At 67.1% G+C, this 22,998-nt stretch carries 19 protein-coding genes and 1 pseudogene; 2 read left to right on the top strand and 18 right to left on the bottom strand.

Translation table 11 applies throughout. From position 1 onward, the window contains the following. Positions 1-125 precede the first annotated feature (125 nt). Both HAP48_RS07740 and HAP48_RS07735 read left to right on the top strand, forming a co-directional pair. On the top strand, positions 126-818 hold the full coding sequence (locus HAP48_RS07740; protein WP_021075850.1) for a response regulator transcription factor: 693 nt from the start codon (positions 126-128) through the stop codon (positions 816-818). Positions 819-1,245: 427 nt separating this feature from the next. Then, positions 1,246-2,181: pseudogene (locus HAP48_RS07735) on the top strand (sensor histidine kinase); the annotation flags it as partial. An 852-nt stretch (positions 2,182-3,033) separates the two neighbouring features. On the opposite strand, the gene HAP48_RS07730 reads toward HAP48_RS07735, so the two are convergent. The 18 genes from HAP48_RS07730 to HAP48_RS07645 all read right to left on the bottom strand — a co-directional run bounded on the left by HAP48_RS07730 (position 3,034) and on the right by HAP48_RS07645 (position 22,945). Beyond that, complete coding sequence (locus HAP48_RS07730; RefSeq protein ID WP_166214246.1) at positions 3,034-3,660, bottom strand: FMN-dependent NADH-azoreductase; 627 nt, start codon at positions 3,658-3,660, stop codon at positions 3,034-3,036. 9 nt (positions 3,661-3,669) lie between these two features. Continuing rightward, entirely contained in the window at positions 3,670-5,244 is a 1,575-nt protein-coding gene (locus tag HAP48_RS07725) for an isochorismatase family protein (protein WP_166214247.1), read from the bottom strand. Between the two features lie 18 nt (positions 5,245-5,262). Next, positions 5,263-6,111 (bottom strand): MBL fold metallo-hydrolase, encoded by an 849-nt coding sequence (locus HAP48_RS07720; protein WP_166214248.1) that lies wholly within the window; start codon positions 6,109-6,111, stop codon positions 5,263-5,265. 51 nt (positions 6,112-6,162) lie between these two features. Then, the gene (locus HAP48_RS07715) at positions 6,163-7,053 is read right to left on the bottom strand and encodes an amidohydrolase family protein (protein WP_166214249.1); all 891 of its coding nucleotides are present in this window, start codon (positions 7,051-7,053) and stop codon (positions 6,163-6,165) included. After that, positions 7,050-8,168 (bottom strand): VWA domain-containing protein, encoded by a 1,119-nt coding sequence (locus HAP48_RS07710; protein WP_166214250.1) that lies wholly within the window; start codon positions 8,166-8,168, stop codon positions 7,050-7,052. Before HAP48_RS07710 ends, HAP48_RS07715 begins: the two co-directional genes overlap by 4 nt. Beyond that, positions 8,165-9,046: an AAA family ATPase gene (locus tag HAP48_RS07705; RefSeq protein WP_166214251.1), complete on the bottom strand. Its 882-nt coding sequence runs from the start codon at positions 9,044-9,046 to the stop codon at positions 8,165-8,167. The genes HAP48_RS07710 and HAP48_RS07705 overlap by 4 nt, the downstream gene beginning before the upstream one ends. Before the next feature lie 9 nt (positions 9,047-9,055). After that, on the bottom strand, positions 9,056-10,078 hold the full coding sequence (locus HAP48_RS07700) for a xanthine dehydrogenase family protein molybdopterin-binding subunit (RefSeq protein WP_028333322.1): 1,023 nt from the start codon (positions 10,076-10,078) through the stop codon (positions 9,056-9,058). Positions 10,079-10,080: 2 nt separating this feature from the next. After that, positions 10,081-11,673 (bottom strand): xanthine dehydrogenase family protein molybdopterin-binding subunit, encoded by a 1,593-nt coding sequence (locus HAP48_RS07695; protein WP_166214252.1) that lies wholly within the window; start codon positions 11,671-11,673, stop codon positions 10,081-10,083. A 12-nt stretch (positions 11,674-11,685) separates the two neighbouring features. Beyond that, the gene (locus tag HAP48_RS07690; RefSeq protein WP_166214253.1) at positions 11,686-12,165 is read right to left on the bottom strand and encodes a (2Fe-2S)-binding protein; all 480 of its coding nucleotides are present in this window, start codon (positions 12,163-12,165) and stop codon (positions 11,686-11,688) included. Between the two features lie 6 nt (positions 12,166-12,171). Further along, positions 12,172-12,990, bottom strand: coding sequence for an FAD binding domain-containing protein (locus HAP48_RS07685; protein WP_166214254.1), 819 nt, complete (start codon positions 12,988-12,990; stop codon positions 12,172-12,174). A gap of 15 nt (positions 12,991-13,005) precedes the next feature. Continuing rightward, positions 13,006-13,449, bottom strand: coding sequence for an SRPBCC family protein (locus tag HAP48_RS07680; RefSeq protein ID WP_166214255.1), 444 nt, complete (start codon positions 13,447-13,449; stop codon positions 13,006-13,008). Between the two features lie 216 nt (positions 13,450-13,665). After that, complete coding sequence (locus HAP48_RS07675; protein WP_166214256.1) at positions 13,666-14,103, bottom strand: SRPBCC family protein; 438 nt, start codon at positions 14,101-14,103, stop codon at positions 13,666-13,668. A 9-nt stretch (positions 14,104-14,112) separates the two neighbouring features. After that, complete coding sequence (locus tag HAP48_RS07670) at positions 14,113-17,007, bottom strand: flotillin family protein (RefSeq protein ID WP_166214257.1); 2,895 nt, start codon at positions 17,005-17,007, stop codon at positions 14,113-14,115. A gap of 25 nt (positions 17,008-17,032) precedes the next feature. Beyond that, positions 17,033-17,866 carry a phosphoenolpyruvate hydrolase family protein gene (locus tag HAP48_RS07665; RefSeq protein ID WP_166214258.1) on the bottom strand — a complete coding sequence of 278 codons (834 nt, stop codon included), beginning with the start codon at positions 17,864-17,866 and terminating at the stop codon, positions 17,033-17,035. A 3-nt stretch (positions 17,867-17,869) separates the two neighbouring features. Continuing rightward, on the bottom strand, positions 17,870-20,080 hold the full coding sequence (locus tag HAP48_RS07660) for an ABC transporter permease (RefSeq protein ID WP_166214259.1): 2,211 nt from the start codon (positions 20,078-20,080) through the stop codon (positions 17,870-17,872). Further along, entirely contained in the window at positions 20,073-20,855 is a 783-nt protein-coding gene (locus tag HAP48_RS07655; RefSeq protein WP_166214260.1) for an ABC transporter ATP-binding protein, read from the bottom strand. The genes HAP48_RS07660 and HAP48_RS07655 overlap by 8 nt, the downstream gene beginning before the upstream one ends. Beyond that, entirely contained in the window at positions 20,848-21,933 is a 1,086-nt protein-coding gene (locus HAP48_RS07650) for a branched-chain amino acid ABC transporter permease (RefSeq protein ID WP_166214261.1), read from the bottom strand. Before HAP48_RS07650 ends, HAP48_RS07655 begins: the two co-directional genes overlap by 8 nt. Before the next feature lies 1 nt (position 21,934). Next, on the bottom strand, positions 21,935-22,945 hold the full coding sequence (locus HAP48_RS07645) for a branched-chain amino acid ABC transporter permease (RefSeq protein WP_166214262.1): 1,011 nt from the start codon (positions 22,943-22,945) through the stop codon (positions 21,935-21,937). Positions 22,946-22,998: the final 53 nt, after the last annotated feature.

The following is a 22,998-nucleotide window of genomic DNA, read 5'->3' as shown; positions in this document are numbered from 1 at the left end:
GCGTTCCATCCAGCCCCGGAATGGGATAGTCTGGCGGCGGCCGTCGCGGGGCGGGCGCCCGGAGAGTTGAGAACTCCAAGAGTTCAAGAAGACTCGGAGTTCAAGACAACTCGGAGTTCAAGATGATGACCGGAGCACACCGCCGCATTCTCGTCGTCGAGGACGATCCTGAAACCGCCGGTCAGCTCGTCGAGGAGCTCACCACCAGCGGCTACGATGTCGACCTGGCTGCGAACGGCCGCGAAGCGTTGAGCCAGGGTGCGGCGCGCGACTATGCCGTGATCACGATCGATCGCATGCTGCCCGACATCGACGGCATCACAGTGATGCGCCAGATGCGCGACGACGGCATCGCGGTTCCGTTCCTGATCATCAGCGCGCTCGGCGAGGTCGACGACCGCGTGCGGGGCTTGCGCGCCGGCGGCGACGACTATCTGGTCAAGCCGTTCTCCTTTGTCGAGTTGCTGGCGCGGCTGGAGGCGCTGGGCCGCCGCAGCGAGACCGTTGCCAAGGAGACCATCCTGCGGGTCGGCGACCTCGCGGTCGATCTGATCGCGCGGACGGCGAGCCGGCGCGGCCGCAAGATTCCGCTGCTGCCGAAGGAATTCCAACTGCTCGAATATCTCGCGCGCAACGAAGGCCGCGTGGTGTCGCGCGCGATGCTGCTGCAGCATGTCTGGGATCTGCACTTCGATCCCTCGACCAACATCATCGACGTCTATGTCGGACGCGTGCGCCGCAAGGTCGATGACCAGCAAGCCTATCCGCTGATTCACACGATCCGCGGCATCGGGTACTGCCTCCGTGCTCCTGGCTAAAACCCTCAAGTCGTCGACCTTCCGCCTGGCGCTAATCGCGATCGGCGCGTTCGGCCTGATCGTCTCGGCGATCTTTGCCTATGTCTACTGGTCGACGCTGTCCTATGCGCGCGATCGGGCCGATCGCGCCATCACCGTCGAACGGGCCAGCCTGCACGATGCCTATGTGCGGTCCGGCCGCGACGGCCTGGCCGCGTTGATCGCACAGCGGATCGCGGACAAGGGTTTTGCCGATCACGTCTACCTGCTGGCCGGTGCCGGCTCCGCGGTGATTGCCGGAAATCTCAGCCAATGGCCCGAGGGCACTGCGGAGCGGGGATGGGTGGAATTTCGCGCGCCGCCGCCGCCGTCGCTCGCTGCGGGAACCACGCTGGTGCGAGCCGTGACGGAAACCTTGCCAAACGGCGATCGCCTGCTGGTCGGCCGCGACATCGGTGATCTCGACGGCTTCATGGCACAGATCAGGGCCGCCGGCATCGCCGTTGTTCTGCTCATCATCGTGCTTGCAGCCGTCGCCAGTATCGGGGTGACGCGGCGAACGGTCGGCCGGATCGAGTCGATCAATGCGACCAGCCGCGCCATCATGCTCTCCGGGCTCGACCAGCGCATCCCGCTGCATGGCAGCCACGACGAATGGGATCGCGTAGCCGAGAACCTCAATCTGATGCTGGATCGGATCCAGACCCTGATGGGAGACGTCAAGCAGGTCGGCGAGAACATCGCGCACGATTTGCGCACGCCGCTGACCCGGATGCGCGGCCGGCTCGAAAAGGCCTACCACGCCCCCCGCAACGGCGAGGGCGATGCGGCGCTGATCGGCAACACCATCGCCGATCTCGATGCGGTGCTCGGAATGTTCGCGTCGATCACGCGGATTTCCGAGATCGAGACGCGGGCCCGCAAGGACGCCTTCCGCACCGTCAACCTCGTCGAGATCGCTGGCGAAGTGGTCGAGCTCTACGATGCCGCGGCCGAGGAGGTCACCACGCATCTCGAGCTTGCCGGCGATGCCGCGGTGCTGGTCACCGGCGACCGCGATTTGCTGTTCGACGCGATCGCCAATCTCGTCGACAACGCCATCAAGCATGGCCGCCCCGGCGGGCGGGTGACCGTGACCTGCGACAACGACGAGGGCGGCGCGGTGATTGCGGTGGCTGATGACGGCCCCGGCATTCCACCCGGTCAGCACGACCGCGTCTTCAAACGCTTCTACCGGCTCGAACAGAGCCGCTACACGCCGGGCAACGGCCTCGGCCTCAGCCTGGTCGCGGCGGTCGCCAGCCTGCACGGTGCGCGGATCGAATTGCGCGACAACGCACCGGGACTGTTGTGCCGGCTGTGTTTTGCCGCTGCAGAAACGTAGGGTGAGTGCGGAGTATCGTACGTGAGGTGAGCACGCCCCCAAGGCTCCCTCTCCCCTTGCGGGAGAGGGGGTGGGGAGAGGGGTGGCCCCGGGCGAGATGATTGATGAGTGCAACGCTTTCGTAACCTGTGCGCTTGTCGCCGTGACGGATACGGAGAGAGCACGTCGTGTGGTCCTGACGCCCTAGTGGCCGGTGTCCCCTTGTAAGACGCGATTGCGTCTTGCGAAGGCGGTGACAAACAAGCCCAGTCTCGCCGGGGAGAGCACGTATAAGCCGTAGCCCATCGCGCAGGGAAAGCCGGATTGCTCCGGTTACACCTGTGGTCCTACCCCCGAGCTTTCTACCTTTGCTCGGGGCCCATGGGTGCGATCGGCACCCGGCTTTCCCTGCGCCCTCTGTTCAGAGGGAGGCGAGACCAAGAGCAAAGCTCGGACGAATCATGTCGCGAGAACGCGAGGCTACGTCCCCATCCACACCTGTCATCGCCCGGCTTGCCGCCTTCGCTAAAGCTTCGGCGTGCCAGGGATTCGTGGCCTCGTCGAAGCCTTGGCGTAGACGGGACCGGGCGATCCAGTACGCCGCGGCCTCTCGATTCAAGCACAGGCGTCTCTGGAATACTGGATCACCCGCATGCGCGGGTGATGACACCAAATATGCTGTTTGACATGCGAATCGGACACCAGACCCGTCATCCCCGCGCAAAGGCTTCGCCTTTGTCGCTGGAGGTGCGAGCCTCTTCGGCGAGCCTCGAAGGATGTACGGCCCGGCTGGTGGCCGTCGATCCCTCGAGGCTCGCAAGTGCTCGCACCTCAGGATGACGGAACTGATGGCGGCGACGTCGTGAGGCCCGCTCAAAACCGCCCCGCCATCTCCGCGAGCCTCCGGTGCGCGGCCTCGCGGGCCACGCGGATCGGCTCGGTGGGCCCGGTGGTCGGACCGATCGGCACGAAGCGCACGTCACTGACGCCGATGAAGCGCAGCGCCTCGCGCAGATAGGGCGTCGCCATGTCGATGCGGCCGCGGTTCATGCCGGTAACGAAGTCGCTGCCGCTGGCGATGATCACGATGGTCGGGCGGTCCTTGAGCAGCGGCAGATAGCCTAGCGCCGGATCGAAGCGAAAGGTCAACCCGGGCTGGATGATGACGTCGAGCCATTGCTTGAGCTTGTAGGGAATGCCGAAATTCCACATCGGGGTCGAGATCAGCACGCGATCGGCGAGCGACAGCCGCAGCGCGAGGCGCTCGGCGACGGCGAAGGCGTCGTGCTGCGAGTTGGTGAAGCTCTTGCCGCCGATCCGGGCGTATTTGGCCTCGAGCAGATAACCTTCGAACTCCGGCAACGGCTCGCGCCAGAGGTTCATCGTGTCGATCTCCCAGTCCGGCCGCGCCCGGCGGAAATGATCGAGAAAGACGCGCGCACCATCAGCCGATTCCGAATCGGCGCGGGGAGAGCAGGCGAGGTGCAGCAGTTTCGGCACCGCGCCTCCTCAGCCGAGCGCCTTGATGACGGTGTCGGCGTTGGTCACGACGGAGACGTTCTGCAAGGCAAAATTGATCGCGGCGTTGTGCCAGTCGGCATTCATGGTCGAGCAGCAATCCTCCGGCACGATCATGAAATAGCCCTTGTCGGCGCCGGTGCGCGCGGTGTGCTCGACCGACATGTTGGTCCAGGCGCCGGTGTTGATGATCATGTCGCGGCCGGTCGCCTTCAGGATGGTCTCGAGCCGTGTGCCTTCCCAAGCGCTCATCCGCATCTTCTCGACCACGAAATCGCCGGGACGCGGCTCGAGCCCCGAGACCGGCGCTGCGCCCCAGCTGCCGCGCACCATCGCCTTGCTGTCGACCAGTCCCTCGAACAGCGGCGCGTTGAGTGTCACACCTGGCGCGCCCGGCTCGACCACGAACCAGACATGGATGATGGCGACGCCGCGGGCTCTTGCCGCCTCGGCGACGCGGCGGACATTCTCGACGACATGCTGCTGGCGGGCATGCGCGGGCGCGCCGGACTCGGCGAACGCGCCGCCGTCCATGATGACGTCGTTCTGCATGTCCTGGATGATCATCGCGCAGCGCTGCGGATCGAGCTGCATGTCGCCGGCCGCGAGATTGGGCGTGGGCGTCGTGGACGATGCCGCGCCGGCGCCGCCACGCTTGCCGCTCATATAGGGCTCATGCCGTGGCCCAACCTTGGTCGGAACCGCATAGACCGAATGGGTCGCGGTCAGATACAGCGTGCGGAAATCGGCGCCGCCCCAGGCGAGGTTGGCGACGAGCTCGGGCAGGCGGATCTTGCCGAGCAGATTGCCGTCAGGCGAATAGACCCAGACGCCGCCCGGCGCGGTGACCCAGACATTGCCGCGCTGGTCGCACTTCATGCCGTCGGGCAGGCCGGGCTCGAGCTCGGAGCGAATGCCGCTCGCGAACACGCGCGGATTGGCGAGCGACCCGTCGGCCTGCACGTCGAAGGCGCGGACCAGCGCCTGCACGGTGTCGTTGACATAAAGGATGCGCTCGTCGGGCGAGAAGCACAGCCCGTTCGGCTGCTCGAACAGAGTGCGGTCGACCAGCAATTTTGGCGCGCCGCCGCCGGGCGGCACGCGATAAACGCCCTGGAAGCCGAGTTGGCGCGGTCGTTCGACGCCATAGACCGGCATCCGGCCGTACCATGGATCGGAGAAATAGATCGCGCCCGAGGAATGTACGCAGACGTCGTTCGGACTGTTGAGCTCCTGGTTCTCGTAATGCGAGGCCAGCACTTCGCGCCGCCCGTCGGGCCGCTCGCGGATCAGCGAGGAGGTCGCGTGCTCGCAGACGATCAGATTGAGGTCGGCGTCATAGGTCATGCCGTTGCATTTGTTCGACGGACGCTTGACCTCGACCACGCCGCGCCGCGCGTCCCAGCGCCTGCGCACGTCGCCGGGCATGTCGGAGAACAGCAGGAAGTGATCCAGCGGATGCCAGATCGGGCCCTCGGTGAAATCGAAGCCGGTGCCGACCTGGCCGACCGGCGCATAGGGATCGATCAGGTCTTCGAACTCGGCGCGCAGCGTGACATGCGTCATCGTGACAGGCCTCTGTGCCTATGCCGGGAACCAATTGCGCTGCGGCAGGCTCTGCACCACAGGCCCGGGCACCTGGTCGTGCAGGCGGCCGACGACCGCGCCGCCCTCGATTTTGGCCGGGCGATCATGCACCGGCAGCAAATAGCGCGAACTCGAGAGCAGCTTCTTGATCGCGGCCTTCTCGGCGCGCTTGCTGGTGCCGTGGTTGCCGGTGGTGCGCGGCTCGGCGTCGTGGATCTCGTTGAACGGCGTGACGATCTGGTCGTTGAAATCATAGATCACGTCGCCGCAGATCGTCGCGATGCCGTCGGCGGTATGGACGTGGATGTTCATCGAGCCTTCGGTATGGGCATTGGCGGCATCGCAATAGACGCCCGGCATCAGCTCGACCGGACCGGTGATCTCGAGGTCGAGGAAGCGCAGCGCGCTCTTGGCGTGCAGCCGATCGATCAGGTGCTTGATGTCAGGCGCCGGATATTGCGGATGCATCAGGCCGGAGACCGAGTATTCCAGCTCCTTGCGATTGACGACGACGGTGGTGTTCATCGGGAACAGATCGTCCTTGCCGGCATGGTCGATGTGCAGATGGGTGTGGCAGACGAAGCGGACGTCGCCCATCCGCACGCCGTGGCGGGCGAGCTGGTTCTCGATCATGTTCTCGTGGAACTGGAGGCCGCGCATGCCGAGCGTCTCCATGATCTGGTTGGAGCGATAGCCGGTGTCGACCAGCACAGGGTAGGGGCCGCCGAGGATCAAAAAGCCGAGCGTCAGCACGCGGCGGGTGCGGCCGCAATTGTGCCCGAGCACGAGGAAGCTCGATTCCAGCTCGATATCGCCATAGTCCAGGATCTTGATCTCCAACGGCATCTGTCCCTCTCCCAATTCGTGTTCGTTGTCGTATCCGTGCTCGCGGCGCGCCTATGGCCCCAGCCGATAGACCCGCGCCGCCGTTGTGCCCATGATCGCCTCGCGCTGCTCGCCGCTGAGCCGTTCGGCTGCCGCCTTGAAGGCGTCGATCAGATCGCGGTAGCTGGTCCACAGCTTCTCGATCGGAAAGTTCGAGCCGAACAGGCAGCGCTCCGCGCCGAAGATCGCGACCGTGTCGATCACGACGCCGGCGATATGCGCGGCATCGTTGCGATGGATGAAGGTGCCGAGCCCCGACAGCTTCGACACCACGTTCGGACATTGGGCAAGCCGCGCCATGCCGGCGCGCCAGGCGGCACGGCCCTGCGGCGACAGCTCCTCGAGCATGCCGGCGTGCTGCAGGATGAAGGTCACGTCAGGGCAGGTCGCGGCGAGGCCGGCCGCGTCGGCCATCTGTGGCGCGAACACCTGCAGATCAAAACTCCAGCCATAGTCGGCGAGGTGCGCGACATTGCGCCGGATCACGGGATCGGTGCTGAGATCGGGTCGCGATGCGAAGCGATAGAGCGGGTTGTCGTGCCAGTGCAGCTGCATGCGCACACCGCGCACCAGAGGGTAACGCTTCAGGCGATCGAGCTGCGGGCGGACATCGTCGACGGAAAAATCGGCATAGGCGACGAGGGCATGCGGCCAGCCATGCGCATCGGCGGTCTGTTGTACCCAGGCTGCTTCATCCTCGAACTGGCCGTTCGGCCAGTTGGTCTGGACGTAGACCGAGCGGCTGACGCCGGTGCCCTTGAGGTCGTCGAGATATTCCTCGATCGGGTAGTCGCGGCGGATCGGCTCATAGGGACCGAAGATGCGCGGCTGCATCGGGCCGGACAGCCAGGCGAGATCGGCCTGACGCCAGATGTGATGATGTCCGTCGACAATGCCAGTCACGCAGCTCTCCTTGTTCCGAGCGACAGCAGATGCGCGACCACCGCCGCGCTCGATCCGCCGTCCACGAGATCGTCGACGAAGCGCTGGATCGCGATCAGCGCCTCGGTCTGCGGCCTGAAGCCGGGCGAGGTCGCGAGCGGCGTCAGCCAGCTCACGCGCCAGGCCCGGCGCGACAGCTTTGCGACCGCATCGCGTAGCGTGGCCGGATCGCCGCGCTCCAGGCCGTCGGAGACGATCACGACCGTCGCGCCGCGGGCATATCCGCCGAACCGTGGCACGGCGAGGAAGGCCTGCAGCGCGTCGCCGATACGGGTGCCGCCGTCCCAGTCGCTGACCAGGAACGCGGCCGCGTTCAGCGCCTGCTCGCGGCGCTTCAGCCGCAGCGCCCGCGTGACGCGGGTCAGCCTTGTGCCGAAGGTGAAGACCTCGACATTGCCGGCCGCCTGCACCAGCGCATGCGCGAGCCTCATGTTCTCCTCGGTGCGCGCCTTCATCGAGCCGGAGACGTCGATCAGCAACAGGATTTTCCGCGGGCGCCGGCGGCGGCGCATCCGGCCGAGCCGCAGCACCTCGCCGTCATTGCGGACGCTTTCACGGAGGGTGCGGCGCAGATCGGCGAACGGGCCGCTGCGTGCGCGGCGCCGCCGGTGGCCACGCCGCCGCGGCAGCCGCTTTGCCGCCTCGCGCGACAGCCGCCGCAGCGGATCGCTGGTCGGGGTCTGGGCAAAGCGGCGTTCGACCAGCGCCTCGGCGCGCGCCGCGGCAAGGCCTGACTCATTGGCCTCGTCGGCGAGTGGCGGCTCGTCCTCGCCGCGGCCTTCCTCCTGCAGGCGGACGGTCTCCTCGTCCTCGCCCTCGGCCTGCTCGATCGCTTCAGTGCCGCGGAAATGGATGTCGAAGAGACGGTCATATGTCGCGCGGCGCCCCGGTGGCGGCGCCAGCGTCGCGAGCCCGGCCTGGCGGATGTGCTCCAGGCTGCGCGGCCCGAGCAATTCGATCGCGGCAAGGAAGCTCGTCGTCTGCTCCGGTGCGACCAGGAAGCCGTTGGCGCGCAGCAGCGCGACAAAGGACACGAAGATCTGCGCGGCGCGCGGCAGTCTGAGATCGTCGCTCACGCGGCTGCCTCCGCGATCAATGCATCGAGCCGGGGTGAGATGAAATGCAGATCCTCCTCGTCCTTCAGCGCAACGCCGATCGAGCGCTTGAAGGCGTCGGGCCAGCGCGCGCCGCCCTTGTGCAACAGGGTCGCGGCCTCCGCCCAGTCGACCGCTTCCGCAATGCCCGGCGCCTTGCTGAGCGGCTCGCGGCGCAGCCGACCGACCGCGGCGACCACGGCGCGGGCGGTGGCTTCGGCGACGCTGGAGGCGCGCATCATCACGATCCGTGCCTCGCGCTCGGCATTCGGATAGTCGATCCAGTGATAGACGCAGCGCCGCCGCAGCGCCTCATGCAGATCGCGCGTCCGGTTCGAGGTCAGCACTATGACGGGGTGCTCGGCGGCGCGCACAGTGCCGCGCTCGGGGATCGAGATCTGGAAGTCGGAGAGGAATTCGAGCAGGAAGGCCTCGAACTCCTGGTCGGCGCGGTCGATTTCGTCGATCAGCAGCACGGTCGCATCGGGCGCGCGCAGTGCGGCGAGCATCGGACGCTCGATCAGGAAGGCGTCGCCATAGATGTCGATGCTTTCTTCGCCGGCCTGCCGGATCGCCAGCATCTGGCGCGGATAGTTCCACTCATAAAGCGCCGCGGCGGCGTCGATGCCCTCATAGCATTGCAGCCGGATCAGTTTGCGGCCGAGCACGGCGGCGATCGCTTTCGCAGCCTCGGTCTTGCCGACGCCGGGCGCGCCCTCGAGCAGCAGCGGCTTCCCGAGTGCGAGCGAGAGATAGGAGGCGGTCGCGATGCCATCGTCAGCAAGGTAATAGGCCGCGCGCAGCGCCTTCTCCAGTGCCTCGGGGCTGTCGATGCCGACGATGTTGCTGCGGACCGGCATGGAGCGACCTCAGCGCCGCGGCTGCGGCCGCGCGCCGCCCTGCGCCTTGATCGCGCGCAGCACCTTCTCCGGCGTGATCGGCAGATCGTCGATCCGCACCCCGACGGCGTTGAAGATCGCGTTCGCTACGGCAGGCAGCACCGGGTTGGCGCACATCTCGCCCGGTCCCTTGGCGCCGAACGGGCCGTCGGGAGCTGGGCGTTCCAGCACCGCGATGTCGTGCGGGCAGATGTCGCCCGGCCCCGGCATCAGATATTCGACGAAGTCGCGCGGGCCATGCACCGGCTCGGGATAATACGGCTCCGGCGTCTCATAGAGCGCGTGGCTGACGCCCATCCAGGCGCCGCCGACCAGCTGCTGCTCGACCAGCCGCGGATTGAGCGCACGGCCAAGCTCATAGGCCGAGTCCATCCGGACCATGTCGACCTCGCCGGTCTCGTCGTCGACCTCGACCTCGGCGACCAGGCAAGCGTGCGCGTAGCACGTCGCCGGCGACATCTCGCCGGTTTCGGGGTCGACATCGGACAGCGGCACCAGGAAGATGCCGCGGCCGGAAATCGTCTTGCCCTGCTTGAACTGCGCGGCGATCGCGACATCCTTGGTCGAGATCGAGCGATGCGGTGCGCCCTTGACGTGGATGTTGCCGCGACCGTCGGTCTCGAGGTCGGCGGCGTTTACCTCAAGCTCCTCGGCGGCCGCCTCCATCATCACGCCGCGCGCTTCCCGCGCCGCCGCCATCACGGCGTTGCCGACGCGGTGGGTGCCGCGCGAGGCGAACGAGCCCATGCAGTGCGGGCCGGTGTCGGAATCCGCGGTGTCGACATAGACGTCCTCGACCGGCACGCCGAGCGTCTCGGCGCAGATCTGCCGCGTCACCGACTTCATGCCCTGGCCGAGGTCGATCGAGGACAGCGCCACGGTGAACTTGCCGCTCGGGTTGGAATGCACCAACGCCTGGCTCGGATCGCCGCCGAGATTCATGCCGATGGGATAATTGACCGACGCGATGCCGCGTCCGCGATGCCTGGTCATGGTCAGCGCCTCCTGGTGCCGAAGACGGAAGAGAAGCGGGTGGCGCCATGCGACGGCGTGCTCGGCCGCGGCGGCGGAGGTGATGGTGGCGTCGGAGAGGGCGGCGGTGGCGGCGGCTCGCGGGTCGCGACCGGCGCGCGGTCATACGTCGTGCGCTGCTGGGACGGTGCTGGCGCCGGCGCATGCGATTCACGCGGCGTCAGCGTCACGGCGGCGCGGATGCCGCCGCCATCCTTGCGCGACGACATGCGCTTGAATTCTTCGCGGAGCGGCCATTTGGCCTTCTCGGCTGCGACCTGCACGCATTCGATCAGCGCGGTGTTCTTGGCCTCGCGGCGGTGCGCCTTCATGTCGCCGTCGCGATACGCGTTGAGGATCCGGAACTCCATCGGGTCCATGCCGACGAGATGGGCGAGCTTGTCCATCTGGCATTCGATGGCGAAATCCATCGCCGTGACGCCGAAGCCGCGCATCGCGGTCGCAGGCGTGCGGTTGGTGAAGACGCAGTAGACGTCGCCATGCACGTTCGGGATCGTGTAGGGGCCGGGCAGATGCGCCGCGCATTTCACCGCCGCATAGCTCGACAACCGCGTATAGGCACCGCTGTCGAAATAGGCGCGCACCTTGCGGGCGACGACGCGGCCGTCGCGCATCACGCCATCCTTGATGTAGATGCGCTCGGCGCCGCGCGGCGGACCGTATTGCATCTCCTCCTCGCGCCCGAATACGTAGCGCACCGGGCGCCCGGTCAGCATCGCGCCGAGAATGCACAGCGGCTCGGTCAGGGTATCGACCTTGCCGCCGAAGCCGCCGCCCACCGTGCCGCCGATGAAGTGGAAGGTGTTGGAGGGCACGTCGAGGATCTTGGCGCAGGTGTCGACCGAGAAGAACAGGGCCTGCGTCGAGGTGTAGACGATGTAGCGGCCGTTGGTGTCGGGCGCGGCGATCGAGCCGTTGGTCTCGGTCGGCGCGTGCTCGATCGGCGACATCTGGTAGCGCTGCTCCAGCACATGGTCAGCCAAGGCCAGCGCGCGGTCGGCATCGCCGAAGCGCAGCTGCTGGCGATCGTAGGTCTCGTGATAGGTGAAGGTGTTCTTCGGATAGACCTCGTTGACCACGGGCGCGCCAGGCTTCAGCGCCTCCTCGACGTCGAATACCGCCGGCAGCGGCTCATAGTCGATCTTGACCTTGGCAATGGCCTCAAACGCCTCGCGCGGGCTGTCGGCGACGATGGCGACGATCGGCTCGCCCTTGTAGCGCACCTTGTCGACCGCGAGCGACGGCTCGTCGTCCTTGCCGAAATTGATCAGGCTGAGCAGCGTGTTCAAATTGCGCGGCACGTCGGAGGCGCGGATCACGCGCCGTACCCCCTGCGACCGCTCGGCCTCCGAGGTATCGATGCGGCGCAGCCGGGCGTGCGAATGTTCGCTGCGGACCACCTTCAGATGCAGCATGCCCTGCAGCTTGTGGTCGTCGAAATAGGGCGAGGTGCCGGTGACATGGCCGAGCATGTCCTGGCGCTGCGTGCCCTTGCCGATCTCCTTCAGATTATCGTCGCGCTCGTCGGCGAAGAGGTCCTTGCGCAATTCCAGCATGACACTGTTCCCTTACGCGCGTGCGCGGCCGCCGGAGGCGGCAGCCAGCACGGCGTTGATGATCGGCTCGTAGCCGGTGCAGCGGCAGATGTTGCCGGAGATTGCCTCGACCACCTCCGCGCGGCTCGGCTGCGGATTGCGGTCGAGCAGCGCCTTCGCGGCTATCAGCATGCCCGGCGTGCAGTAGCCGCACTGCGCGGCGAAATTGTCGGCGAAGGCGCGCTGCAGCGGGTGCAGATTGGGACCGTCCTTGATGCCGTCGAGCGTCTCGACGGTGCGGCCGGCGACCGTCTCGGCGAGCGTCAGGCAGGAGAGGTGCAGCTCGCCGTCGATCAGCACGCTGCAGGTGCCGCAGCCGCCCTGGCCGCAGCCGAATTTCGGCGTCATGTCGCCGATCAGCTCGCGCAGCGCGACCAGCAGGTTGGTGCCGCCGTCGACGAAGATCGCGACGTCACGGCCGTTGTGCTGAAATTGCAGAGGGGTCTTGGCCATGACGATCTATTCCTGACCGGACAACAGGCGCCGGAGGTGCACGCCGACGATCTCGCGGCGGTACCAGGCGCTGGCAAGCGCATTGTCGCCGGGCGAAGTTCCTTCGACGGCTGCCGCGGCGGCCGCATTGATCGTGGACGTATCGAGCGGGCGGCCTTCCAGCGCGCGCTCGGCGGCGCGGGCGCGGATCGGCGTCGGCGCCATCGAGCCGAGCGCGACACGGGCACCGACGATCCGGCTGCCGTTGACTGGCAGATGGGCTGCGAGCGTGATCACCGCGCCGCCCTTGGGCTTGATCCGGGCGATCTTGCGGTAGCGGAAGGCGTCCGCGCTGCCGGGCTTGGCAAAGGAGATCGCCAGCACCAGCACGCCGGTCTGCCGGTCGCGCGATTGCAGAAATTCCTCGATTCCGATCTCGCGGCCGCCGAGGCCGCCCTGCACCGATACCACAGCATCGAGCGCAAGCATCGCCACGGTGAAATCGCCATACGGCACCGGCGCGAACAGATTGCCGCCCACCGTGCCCATGTTGCGCACCGCCGGTCCGCCGATCGAGCGGGCAGGGGCATGCAGGAAGGCGAGGTCGCGCTCGGCCAGGATGCGCGCAAAGGTGACGCCGGCGCCGAGCACGATCCGCGCGCCCGAAGTAACGATCCGGGTCATCGCCTGGTCGCTGGCGCGAATCACTGTCGAGATCGAGATGTCGCCCTCGTTCAGCGCACGCATCACCAGCGTGCCGCCGCCGAGATAGCGGGCGCTGCGATCCGACGACAGCGCCGCCGCGGCCTCGTTGGTGCTGGTGAAGGTCTTCACCGTGACTGGCATGATATCCCTCTCCGCTTACGCGGCCTCCTTCAGGTGCCGGCGGATGGCTTCGAAGCCGGCCTGGTAGATGTCTTCCGAAACCATATGCGTGATGCGATCCCGGTCGTCGGTCCGCGTCGTGAAACGCGATTCCCAGTGCCAGAAGGTGCGATCGCCATCGGTGACCGGCAGCAGGCGGACATGCGCGACATAGTTGAACATCGGGATCGGCGTATCGAGCAGGCAGTAGCTGAACGATTGTTCGAGGTCGGACAGCGCCAGCAGCTGCTCGCGCAGCTCGGCGCCGTCCTTCAGCTTGAAGCGCCTGACGCAGCCGATCTTGTCCGAGGGCTGCGCGCGCTCGATGCCGCTGGTCGCGACCGCCGGATGCCAGCGGTCATGGCCGTTGAAATCGCGCAGCACGGCCCAGACCGCGTCGGTCGGTGCATCCAGGATCGTGCTTTTGACGATGTGCGGCACGGTCAGCGTCCAATATCTATCTTTTGCATCGATGTTGCCGCGCGCATCACCTCTCCCCAACGGGGAGAGGTCGGCGCGCAGCGCCGGGTGAGGGGGCTCAGGTCCCTCGGGAGACCGCGACCCCTCACCCGGATCGCATCTGGCGATGCGATCCGACCTCTCCCACAAGGGGAGAGGTGGACTGTCCGCGTGGCGAAATTTGACCGAAGCATTTCGTCAGCCCCCGAATGCCCGCTTCAGCGCGTCGAACCCGCCCTGGAACACACCGCCGCCGATATTGTTGACGAGCTCGGTCTCGTGCTCCGGCGCGCAGTCGAATTCGGCCGTCCATTCCATGAACGTTTGGTCCCCATCGGTGACCGGCGTGAGCCGCAGCGTCGCGACATAGTTCTCGACGCCCATCGGCGATTCCAGGATCGAATAGGTGCAAAACATGTCGTAGTCGGACAGGCCCAGCAGCTTCTCCCTGATCCGATCGCCGTTGCGGAGGCGGAAGTCCCTGATGCAGCCGATCTTGTCGGAGGGCTCGCCGCCCTCGATCCGGCTTTCGGCGATCGCGGGATGCCAGTTTGGCAGCCCGTTGAAATCGCGCACCCGGGCCCAGACCCGGTCGTTGCGGGCGTTGACGACGGTGGAGACATAAACCCGTGCCATGGCGTGAGCTCAGTCCTTCTTGCGCGGCGTGCGCTCAGGGCGCGGTGGTTCGCCGCCGCCCTCGGGCGCCGCCGGCTTGGCCTCACCGCCGCTCTTGCGTGCAGAGTCCTTGATGCCCTGCATGTCGCGCGCCTCGCGGATCAGGCCGGGCATTTTTGCCAGGCTGCCGCCTTCGACGCCGATATCCGAGAGGATCGAGTCGATCAGCGGCGCCTGCACGCGGTAGCGCAGCGCCGAATCGATCACTTCGTCGGTGGCGCTGCGGCCGGAGCCGCCGCCTTGGCCGTTGCCGTTGAGGCCGTCGACCTGGAGGATGCGGATGCCCTCGATCTTCTCCATCGGCTTGACGCTCTCGCGCACGATGCCCTCGATCCGGTCGAGCAGCTTGCGGCGGAACAGCGAGTAGCGCGCCTGGTCGGTCAGCACATTCTCGGCCTCGTTGAGCAGCCGCTGCGCCTCGGCCTCCACCGTGGCGCGAACCCGTTCGGCCCCGGCCGCGATCCTGGTTTCCTCGGCCTGCTTCTCGGCCAGCAGCACCTCGACGGTCTTGCGCCGTTTGGCGATTTCGCTCTCGCGCGCGGTGACCACGCGCTCGGCCGCCTCCGTGGCGTGCACCCTCGCGTCCTCAGCCGCCGCGCGCGCCGCGGATTCCTCCAGCGACTTCTGATGCAGCGCGATCGCCTTCTCCATCAGCGCGGTCTCGACGTCCTTCTCACGGTTCACCTCGAGCTTGCGCAGCTCGCGCTCGCGGCCGATCCGGGCCTCGTCGAGGCCGCGGTCCGACGCAATGCGCGCGCGTTCGACCTCCTCGCGCGCAGCGATCTCGGCCTCCTGCAACGACTGGTTGCGAGCGACTTCGAGTTGCTCGATGGAGCGGCGCCGAGCGATCCGCGCGGCCTCCAGCGCCTGCTCGCGGGTCACGTCGGTGGTCTCGACCTCCTTGCGGGCCGTGATCTCGGCCTGCTTGACCTGGCGGTCGGCGTCGATGCGCTCCGAGCGCTTGGCGGCGAGCGCGATCACGCGTTCCTCGTCGGCGAGCTCGATCGCCCGCTTCTGGTCGATGTTGAGCACCTCGCGAGTCCGGGAGGAGGTGATCCGCTCGCTCTCCAGCGCCAGCTCGACGTCGATGCGCTGCCGCTCGATCGCGTCACGGCGCTTCAGCTCGGCGGCCTCGATTGCCCCAGTGCGCTCGATCTCGAGCGCGCGGGTCTCGCGTTCGGCGCGGATGCGCTGCGCGGCGACCGACTTCTCCTGCGAAATGCGGGCCGCCTCGATCGATTCGCGCGAGGCGATGTCGGCCTCCTCGATCGCGCGGGTGCGCGCGATTTCCAGCGCCCGGACATGTTCCTCCTGCGCGATCCGGGACCCCTCGGTGGCGTCGCGTGCCGTGATCCCGGCGATCTCGATCGCCTGGTTGCGCTCGATCTCGAGCTTGCGCGTGGTGTGATCGGCGGCGATGCGCTCGGCGGCCAGCGTCTTCTCTCTGGTGATGCGGGCGGCCTCAACCGACTTCTGCGCCTCGATCTCGGCCTCCTGGATGGTGCGCACCTGCTGGATCTCCAGCGCGCGGGTGCGCTCGTCGGAGGAGATGCGCTCGACATTGACCGTCATGGTCTGGGCAATGCGCGCCTTCTCGGTGGCTTCGCGGGCCGCGATTTCAGCTTCCTCGACGGCGCGGGTCCGTTCGATCTCGCGGCGGCGGGTTTCTTCCTCATTGGCGATGCGGGCATCGGTGACGACGCGGTCCTGCTGGATGCGGGCCTTTTCGATCGACTCGCGGGCGGCGATCTCGGCCTCCTCCACGGTGCGCATCCGCTCGATCTCGCGCTGGCGGACCTCGCGTTCGGAGGCGATGCGGGTGGTGTCGACGGAGCGCTGGTTGGCGATCCTGGCCTTCTCGATCTCCTCGCGTGCCAGCAATTCCCGCTCTTCCACCGCGCGGGTGCGCTCGATCTCCCGGTGCCGGGTCTCGCGCTCGGAGGCGATCCGGGCCTCGGTGATGGCCTGCTCGTTGGCGATGCGCGCCTTCTCGATGGCTTCGCGTGCGGTGATCTGGGCCTGTTCGGCCTCAGTCTCGCGCAGCGCGCGCTCGCGGGCGACTTCGGTGCGCTGCAGGGCGCGGCGCATCTCGATATCGCGCTCCTGCTCGAGGCGGGCGGTCTCGCTCTCGCGCTCGATGTCCAGCGCCTGCCGCTCGGCCTCGAGGTTGCGGGAGCGGATCTTGATCATCGAGTCCTGCTCGATGTCGTTGCGCAGCTTGCGCTTGGCCTCGATGTCCTCCATCAGGCGGGTCAGGCCCTCGGCGTCGAAGCGGTTCGAAGGGTTGAAATATTCGAGGTCGGTCTGGTCGAGATCGGTGATCGCGACCGATTCCAGTTCGAGGCCGTTTTGCGCCAGCGCTTCGGCGGCGTTGGCCTTGACGCGGGCGACATAGTCGCCGCGCTGCTCGTGCATTTGCTCCATCGTCATCTCGGAAGCAACCGAGCGGATCGCGGAGATGAACTTGCCCGAGAGCAGGGTGTGCAGCTGTTGGGGTTCCATGGTGCGGCGGCCGAGCGTTGCGGCCGCGATCGAGACGGCTTCGCGGGTCGCTTGTACCCGGACGTAGAAGTCGGCCTCGATATCGACGCGCATGCGGTCGCGGGTGATCACGGCGTCCTGCCTGGAGCGCACGATCCCCATCGGCAGCACGTTCATGTTGACCGGCGTGGTGTCGTGGATGAACGGCAGTACGAAAGCGCCGCCGTTGATCACCACCCGTTCGCCGAGGAAGCCGGTCCGGACGAAGGAGGTTTCCTTCGACGAGCGGTGGTAGAGCCAGTTCACCACATAGACGATGATGACGATCGCGACGATTGCGACGATGAGCCAGAGGATCAATTCACCTGCTAGCATCCCCGACATCTCTTCCTCCCTTGGTCACGGCGCGTTAGCGCGCGCCGATCGCCTTGAATTTGCGAACCTGATCCGTCAGTGCCCGCTCGACCGGCAGGCGCTCCATCGAGGAGGCGCCGTAGAAGCCGTGACAGTTGCGGGTCTGCTTCATGATGAAATCGGCATCCGCGGGGTCCGCGATCGGACCGCCATGCGCGAGCACGATGATGTCGGAATTGACGCTGAGCGCGGCCTCGGCCCAGGCCTCGATGCGGGCCGGGCAGTCGGCAAGCTTTGGCGCAGTCTGCGCGCCGATCGTGCCGCCGGTGGTCAAGCCCATATGGCAGACGATGATGTCGGCGCCTGCAATCGCCATTGCGGCGGCCTCCTGCTCGCTGAACACATAGGGCGTGGTCAGCATGTCCTTCTCATGCGCCTTCGAGATCATGTCGATCTCGAGCGCGTAGGACATCCCGGTCTCTTCGAGATTGGTGCGGAAGGTGCCGTCGATCAAGCCGACGGTCGGAAAATTCTGCACGCCGGCAAAGCCGATTGCCTTGAGCTGGTCGAGGAACACGTCCATGTCGCGGAACGGATCGGTGCCATTGACGCCGGCGAGCACCGGCGTCCTGGTCACGACCGGCAGCACCTCGCCGGCCATTTCGACGACGATGGCGTTGGCGTCGCCGTAGGGCATCAGTCCGGCGAGCGAGCCGCGGCCCGCCATGCGATAGCGGCCGGAATTGTAGATCACGATCAGGTCGACGCCGCCGGCCTCCTCGCATTTCGCCGACAGTCCGGTGCCGGCGCCGCCACCGACGATCGGCTCGCCGCGCGCGATCATGGCGTGAAACTTCTTCAACAGCGCCGTGCGTTCAAACCTGGGCATGGGTCACCTCGCCACTCTCCGCCTGCTACCGGCGCGTCCGAGCAGCGGACGGAATGCGCTGACGATGGCGGCGGTGAACTCGGGATCGTTGATGTTGCGCTTGATGCGAATGATCTGGCGGTTGCTGGTCTGGCGCACGGTGCGCTCCAGCGCGCCAAACAGCGCAGCGTCGGCATCCGGGTCCCAGAACGGCTGGCCCGGTGCATCGAGCGCGGAGACGCCGCCTTCGGGCAGGAAGAAGCGCACCGGCCCATCCATCTGGTTGAGGCGTTCGCCGATCCAGCGGCCGATGCGCTCGTTCTCTTCCGGCGTGGTCCGCATCAAGGTGACTTGCGGATTGTGGACGTGGAATTTGCGCTGCCGGTAGCGCTCCGGAATGGTGTCGGGTGCACCGAAGTTCGCCATATCAAGCGCGCCGACCGAGCCGACATAGGGCACGCGGCTGCGGATGATGGCGCCGAAGCGGTCGTCGGTCGCCGGGAACACGCCGCCCATCAGCAGGTCGCAGACCTCGGTCGTGGTGAGGTCGATGACGCCGGCGAGCTGGCCGGACTCGACCAGCTTCTCCATCGAGCGGCCGCCGACGCCAGTGGCGTGGAACACCAGGCACTCGAAATCCTCGCGCAGGTCGGCCGCGATCTTCTGCACGGCCCGCGTGGTGACGCCGAACATGGTGATGCCGATCGCGGGAAGATTGGCAGGGGTGTCGCGCTGCTTGCCGGTCTGCTGATCGAGCCGCGCCTTCACCATGCCGATCAGCGCATTGGCGCCATTGCCGAGCACGGTACGGGAGATCGAGTTGAGGCCCTGCACGTCGGTCACCGAATACATCATGGTGATGTCGGCAGGACCGACATAAGGGCCGACGTCGCCGGAGGCAACCGAGGAGATGATGAGCTTGGGCACCCCGATCGGAAGTGCGCGCATGCCGGGTGCGACCAGGGACGCGCCGCCCGAGCCACCGGCCGAAATGATGCCGGCGATATTGCCCTGGCGGCGCAGCCAGCGCTCGAATGCCTCGGCCATCGCCGTCACCGAGGCGCCGCGATCGGCGCCGAATACGCCCGCGCCGCCGCGGCCGTGGTTCAGCGCGATCTCCTGCGCGGTGACGTCGCAGCTCGTCGCCTTGCCGCTGGTCGAGACGTCGACCAGACGGGTGCGCAGGCCAATGCCAGCAATGATGTCGCGAATGAACCGTAGCTCCGCACCCTTGGTGTCGAGCGTGCCGACGACCAGCACGATCGGTGGCCCCGACGTCCTGGATGCTGCCGGTTCGCGCCGGGTGCGGGTTGTCTCTTCAAGCCGGGTGACGGCAGCGGACTGTGTCCTTGCGGCTGACTCGATGCGGGCGATCGGCACCGGCTGCGACCAGCGCGTCGGCAGCACGGGATTGGAGACGTAGATACGAGCCGGCCCCTTGCGTTCCGGCTGCGGCGTGCCGGCGGCTTCGGCCTTTGCCGGCGCGGCCTCGGCCTCTGTCACATCCGCGCCGTGGGTGCCGACGCCGAGCAGCCGCTGCTGCAGCTCGCGATCGGTGGCGAGACGTGCGGAGTCGATGATGCGATTGATCCGGCCGTTGACCATGATGGCGACGTTGCGCGACACCGCCGTCGCCACGCCGATGTTCTGTTCGATGACCAGGACGGAGATGTCGCCTTCGTCGCCGAGCCGCAGCAGCATCTCCTCGACCTGCGCGACGATGACGGGCGCGAGGCCTTCGGTCGGCTCGTCCATGATCAGAAGTTGCGGATTGGTCAGCAGTGCGCGCGCAATCGCGAGCATCTGTTGCTCGCCGCCGGAGAGCTGGTTGCCGCCGTTATTCTTGCGCTCGGCGAGGCGCGGAAAGGTGTCGTAGATGCGCTCGATGGTCCAGGCGCCGCGACGCAGGCCGCCGGCCAGCGCAAGGTGTTCGTCGACGGTGAGCGAGCGCCACAGCCGCCGGCCCTGCGGCACATAGCCGACGCCGAGCCGGGCGATCCGCGCCGGATTGAGCCGCGTGACCTCCTCGCCGCGAATCCGGATCGAGCCGGCGCTGGCGCGCACCAGGCCCATGATCGCCTTACAAAGCGTGGTCTTGCCCATGCCGTTGCGGCCGACCACGGAGAACACGCCGGTGTCGAGCGTGAGGTCGACACCTTGCAGCGCATGCGAATGGCCGTAATAGACGTCGAGGCCCTTGACCTCGAGGGCAGGGACGGGGCGGCGGTCACTCATGGCCGCCTCCGAGATAAAGCTGCTGCACCTCGGGATCGGATTCGATCTCGCGCGGCAGGCCTTCCTTGAAGATGCGGCCGTTGTGCATCATCGTCACGCTTTCGACGACGCGCAGCGCGACGTCCATGTCGTGCTCGATGATGATGTAGCCGATATGGGCCGGCAGCGAGGTCAGGATCTCGATCAGCTCGCGCCGCTCGGTCGGCGACAGTCCTGCCGCCGGTTCGTCGAACAGGATGAAGCGCGGGGCGCCGGCCAGCGCCAGCGCGATCTCGAGCTGGCGCTGCTGGCCATGTGCGAGCTCGGCGACGCGCTGGTCCTTGACGCCGGCGAGGTGCACCGCCTGCACCAGTGTTTCGGTCGCGTGCACCAGCGCATCGTTCTGTCCGGGACGGAGGAACGAGAAGCGGCCGCGCGAGACGCCGCGGCAGGCGAGGTAGACGTTGTCCTGCACGGTGAGCCCGGGGAACAGCGCCGAGATCTGGTAGGTACGGCGCAACCCGCGCCGGATGCGCTCATAGGGCGGGAACTGGGTGATGTCCTCGCCGAAGAAGCGGATCGTGCCGGAGGAGGGCGGGAAGTCGCCAGTGATGCAGTTGAACAGCGTGGTCTTGCCGGCGCCGTTCGAGCCGAGCACGGCGCGGCGCTCGCCGGGACGCACGGTGATGGTGACGTCGGTGAGCGCCGCCAGCGCGCCGAACAGCCGCGTCACGCCACGCAGCTCCAGCGCAGCACCGGCGCCGACCACGGACAGCCGCTGCGCGACGCTATCCATGGCGGCCTCCGCCTGGATGTTGCGTCGCGGAGGTGGTGCGGCGGCGCCAGCGTTCCCAGAGGCCGATCACGCCGTCCGACGACCAGAACACGATGGCGAGGAAGCCGAGTCCGATCAGCAGCCGGAAGCGGTTGCCGTCGAGCCCGAACTTGATCAACACGTCGAGCGCAAAGGTGCGCAGCAGCACGAAGATCAGTGCGCCGATGAATGGGCCGATCGGCCGCGTGATGCCGCCGACTATGGCGATGATCAAGACGTCGATGCAGGCGCCGACGCTGACCGAGCCGGGCGAGATCTGGCGGTAGTTCCAGACCTGCAGCACGCCGCCGAGCGCGGCGATGAAGGCGGCGAAGGCGTAGGCCGCGATGCGGTGCGCATTGGGGTTGAAGCCGAGCGCGGCCATGCGGCGGGAATTGTCGCGCACGCCCTGCAGCGCGAGGCCGAACGGCGCGCGCGAGACATACTGGACGGCGAAGTAGCAGATCGCGGCGACGCCGAGCGTCACATAGTAGAAGGCGATGTCGGCGCGCCAGTCGACGCCCCAGAAATGCGGCGTCGCGACGGTGTTGATGCCGGTGTGGCCGTTGAAGATCGCCCAGTTCTGGTTGGTGAAGTAGTAGAACGCCGCGCCGATCGCCAGCGTGATCATGATGGTGTAGATGCCCTCGGTGCGCACCGCGAGCGCGCCGCCGAGCGTGCCGAACAGCGTCGCCAGCGCCAGCGCCATCGGCGTTGCGAGCCACCACGGCCAGCCCAGGCTGATATTGGCGTTGCCGCTCATGCCGAACACCGCGACCATGTAGCCGGCGAAGCCCGCGATCGTCAGCTGCATCAGGCTGACCATGCCGCCATAGCCGGCCAGGAACATCAGGCTGAGCGCGATGATGCCGAGGATCAGCGTGGTGGCGAAGATCTCGATCAGGAAGAAGCCGTTGGCGATCAGCGGCATGATCACGAGGATCAGCGCGACCAGCCACGCTGCCGGGTTCTGCAGTTCGGGCCAGGCGCGGATCAAGGCGCGGCGCGTCGCGTTGGCGGACGGGTCGGGGCGGAGCTGGGTGCTCTGGAGCAACGACATTTTATCGCCTCGCGAGCAGGCCCTGCGGCCGCAGCGCCAGCACCACGACCATGATCAGGAAGGTGACGACGATGGCGTAGGTCGGGATGTAGACCGAGCCGAGCTGCTCGGCGAGCCCGATGATGACGGCGCCGAGCGCGGCCCCCGGGATCGAGCCCATGCCGCCGACGATCACGACGACGAGGGAAGCGAGCAGGAAGCGGGTGTCCTCGCCGGGCGACAGCGACTGGAAGGTGCCGCCGACGACGCCGGCGATGCCGGCAAGCCCGGCGCCGAGCGCGAACACCAGCACGAACATGAGCTGGATCCGCACGCCGGTGGCGGCCAGGATATCGCGGTCGTCGACGCCGGCGCGGACGATCATGCCGATTCGCGTCCGGTTCAGCGCCAGCCACATCGCGATCCCGATCACGACGGACGCCGCGAAGATCACGAGCCGCACCAGCGGGTACTGCAGATAGACCGGCTCGCCCGACGATTTGATCGCGGTGAGCAGCGGCAGCTGCACCGGGCCGATCAGCCAGCTCGGGGTCTGGACCTGGTAGAAGTCGCCGCCGAACACCCACAGCATCAAATCGGCGAACACGATCGACAGCCCGATCGTCACCATAGTCTGCCGCAGGTCCTGGCCCTCCATGCGGCGGAACACGGCGAGCTGCAGGATCACCCCGACCAGCGCCACCGCGATGAAGGCGACGATGAAGCTGAGGATCCACGATCCCGTCCATGTGCTGACGGCGTAGCCGATGTAGCCGCCGAACAGATAGAGTGAGCCGTGCGCGAGGTTGACGTTGCGCATCAGGCCGAAGATCAGCGTGAAGCCGCTCGCCACCAGGAAATACAGCCCGCCGAGCGTGATGCCGTTCAGCACCGCGTTGAGGAACACGCGCTTGCGGCCGATCGCGGCCTCCAGCCCCGGCGGCCAGATCGCGAACACCAGCCACGCGAACACCGCGACCGCGATGATCACGATCAGCGCCCAGGCCGGATGGCGTTCGATGAACCTGGCCATCTCCGTCGCGTTCCCTCAGCTGGCCGCGACCGTCTGCCGGGCCGCGTGTCCTG

It is taken from the genome of Bradyrhizobium septentrionale (genome assembly GCF_011516645.4).
GTDB classification, from domain to species: Bacteria; Pseudomonadota; Alphaproteobacteria; order Rhizobiales; family Xanthobacteraceae; genus Bradyrhizobium; species Bradyrhizobium septentrionale.
Note: the sequence above shows the minus strand (reverse complement) of the source record. Positions and strands in the feature narration are given on the sequence as shown.